Genomic DNA, 2,958 nt, shown 5'->3' on the forward strand with positions numbered 1-2,958 from the left:
GCACGGACGTTCACTGCATATCCGTCATCCTCACGAGAACCTTTCACTGGCAGAAAATTTCCTGTATATGATCAAGAAGGAATATACGCCGCTGGAAGCCCGTATGCTTGATCTCCTGCTGGTGCTTCAGGCTGAGCACGGGGGAGGTAACAACTCTACTTTTACGGTGCGTGTCACCAGTTCCACCCGGACGGATACTTACTCAAGTATCGCAGCCGGCATCGGTTCATTGAAGGGACCTTTGCACGGAGGAGCCAATATTCAGGTGGTCAAAATGTTCCATCACCTGAAGGAAGTCATCTCAGACTGGACGAATGTAGATGAGATTGATACTTATCTGATCCGGATGCTGAACAAGGAAGCCTACGACGGAAGCGGACTGATTTACGGCATCGGTCATGCGGTGTATACGATTTCCGATCCGCGTTCTGTCTTGTTGAAGGAACTGGCCGGTGAGCTGGTGGCAGAAAAGGGCTGTGAGAAAGAGTTTGCTTTCTTGGAGCTGGTTGAACAGCGGGCTATCGAATGTTTCAAGCGGGTGAAGGGAACCAAAAAGCAGGTTTGTTCGAATGTTGATTTTTATTCCGGCTTCATTTATGAAATGATGGGGCTTCCTCCCGAAATCTATACGCCGCTGTTTGCCATGGCCCGTATCGTAGGATGGACGGCTCATCGCATTGAGGAACTGAACTTCGAGGGCCGCCGCATCATTCGTCCGGCTTATAAGAACGTGCTTGAAGAAGTGGTTTACCATCCGCTTGAGGAGCGGTAAAATCAATATGTTTTTCCTGCAAACTGACGGAGAATCGGTGGATTTTACGTAAGTTTGCAGGCATGAAACAAGTGATATCGATGAACTCAGCCTTGCGGCTGGAAATAGCAGATTTTCTTCGGGAACTGGAAATGCCCCTGACCCTGGAATTTGAAGGCTGCGATGAGCATTGCCGGTATTTTTATTTTTCCCGTCCGAAGCATTCCACAACCTTGTTTGTCATATCAGATGACGGAGCAGGCAACTGGCAGGTGATGATCGACGGCCTGGCTTCTTATGAGGATTATCGCTTCTTTCCCTATCTGGCGGACTGTCTGCGAATCCATTTGCAGGCAGAAGTGGAAGGCCTGGAGGACGGAAAGACTCTCTATCAGCATTTTGACGAAGAATGGATCAGCCTGTGTATCGGTGAGGAGATTGCCTGGCTGAAGGCTACGCTTTCTCTCGTTCCCCGGTATTATCTGGAGTTTCCTGTGATAGAAAACACGTATGTTTCTCTCGATATTTTGTCCCGTTTCGGAGTGAATCTGTATTCTTCCACACCCCGTATCTACGGCTATGTACAGTATCTGCTGCGCCATGGATTGCTTCCTCATGCACTGCCTGATGCATCTTGTGTTCCGTCTGGAGTGACGGATGATGGAGAAGTGGAGGTAGATGTTCCCCAGCATGTACCGGTCGGAAAGGTGAAATCCTGGCAGACTGACGGTGCCGAGACCTGGGAGAGCTTTTCACGCGAGGACGTGGAACTCCTGTTGCAGCTGGCTGAAGGTTACAGGCAGGGCAAAGAAGTGGCCGGAGTGGTGCTGAACGATATCGGAACCCTGTATCAGGAAGGTGTCGGTATTCCGGTTGACAAGCACCAGGCCGAGTATTGGTTCCGACAGGCAATTTCGGCCGGCGACCGGATGTATGCCCCTTCCAATCTGGGCGATCTGTACAGAAAAGGAGGCCCCGGTTTTCCTGTATCCTTACCTTTGGCGATGCAGGCTTACAGATTGTCGGAAGATCCCTATGCCCATTATCGGATCGGGCAGGCTTATGAAGAAGGATGGAATGGAGATCCGGATCCGGAAAAGGCATTCTATTGGTACCGGAAGGCTGCGGATGAAGGACATCATCTGGCTATCCGGCGCTTGCGGAAGGCAGATGGGGAAGAAGAATAAGGACGGTCAGCAGATATTTACAGGTATTATCCGGATGAAACTGCAGACAATTCAGCTGTTTCGTCTGGAGAAATTTTTTGTATCGTGCTGGTGAAACTTTTGTTTCCACTAGGTGGAACTTCTGTTTTCTGCTGGTGGAACTTTTATTTTCACCTGGTGGAACTTTTGTTTTCTCTCGGTGGAACTTTTGTTTTCTCTCGGTGAAACTCCAGTTTCGGCTGCCTGAAACTGGAGTTTCGTGCGGTGGAAACAGAAATTTTATTCAGTGAAATCATTGCATTTTGCCGGAAAAACGGAGGCAGTTGACCGGATGAAGAAGAAAAAGACAGAGGCTGTTTCAGTTCATATATCCTGAGACAGCCTCTGTCTTTTATATCGAAATATTCCCGGATATCCTTTTCCGTGCAGATGATCCGTGGAGGAAATCCGTCAGATGATCTCGATTCCCTGCTGGCGGCAGAGTTCCAGACCTACATCCTTCAGCTTGAACTTCTGTATTTTTCCGCTTCCGGTCATGGGGAATTCCTTGACAAAGAAAATGTATTTCGGAATTTTGTAACGGGCAATTTTTCCCTGGCAGAATTCGCGTACATCAAATTCATTGAGACTGCATCCTTCATGCAGGATAATGAATGCCCCGACAGCTTCTCCGTATTTCTTTGACGGGATTCCGGCCACCTGAACATCCTTGATGGCGGGCATCTGGTAAAGAAACTCTTCAATTTCGCGCGGGTAGATGTTTTCTCCTCCCCGGATGATCATGTCTTTGATACGTCCGGTGATCCGGTAATTGCCGTTTTCGTCTTTTACACCCAGGTCTCCTGAATGCAGGAATCCGTTCTTGTCGATGACTTCAGCCGTAGCTTCCGGGTTCTTGTAGTAACCTTTCATGGTATTGTAGCCGCGGTTGCACATTTCTCCCTGCACACCGACGGGGCATTCTTCACCTGTTTCAGGGTCGATGACCTTTACTTCCGTAAATTCAAAGTCACGTCCGACGGTTGTGTAGCGCACTTCGGC

General features: G+C 49.0%; 3 protein-coding genes. 2 read left to right on the forward strand and 1 reads right to left on the reverse strand.

All coding sequences use genetic code 11. The annotated features are described in order from the left end of the window. Both BACCOPRO_RS03760 and BACCOPRO_RS03765 read left to right on the forward strand, forming a co-directional pair. A partial coding sequence (locus BACCOPRO_RS03760; protein WP_008141080.1) for a citrate/2-methylcitrate synthase occupies positions 1–772 on the forward strand: 772 nt, incomplete at its 5' end. Positions 773–834: 62 nt separating this feature from the next. After that, entirely contained in the window at positions 835–1,938 is a 1,104-nt protein-coding gene (locus BACCOPRO_RS03765) for a tetratricopeptide repeat protein (RefSeq protein WP_008141082.1), read from the forward strand. Between the two features lie 429 nt (positions 1,939–2,367). Here the strand turns inward: BACCOPRO_RS03765 and BACCOPRO_RS03770 are convergent. Beyond that, positions 2,368–2,958 (reverse strand): AMP-binding enzyme (locus BACCOPRO_RS03770; RefSeq protein ID WP_008141083.1); only part of this gene is annotated, 591 nt, incomplete at its 5' end.

It is taken from the genome of Phocaeicola coprophilus DSM 18228 = JCM 13818 (genome assembly GCF_000157915.1).
Classification (GTDB): Bacteria; Bacteroidota; Bacteroidia; order Bacteroidales; family Bacteroidaceae; genus Phocaeicola; species Phocaeicola coprophilus.

Excerpts from the sequence above, each read along its gene's own strand:
- BACCOPRO_RS03765 (WP_008141082.1), top strand. The coding sequence starts at position 835 with ATGAAACAAGTGATATCGATGAACTCAGCCTTGCGGCTGGAAATAGCA.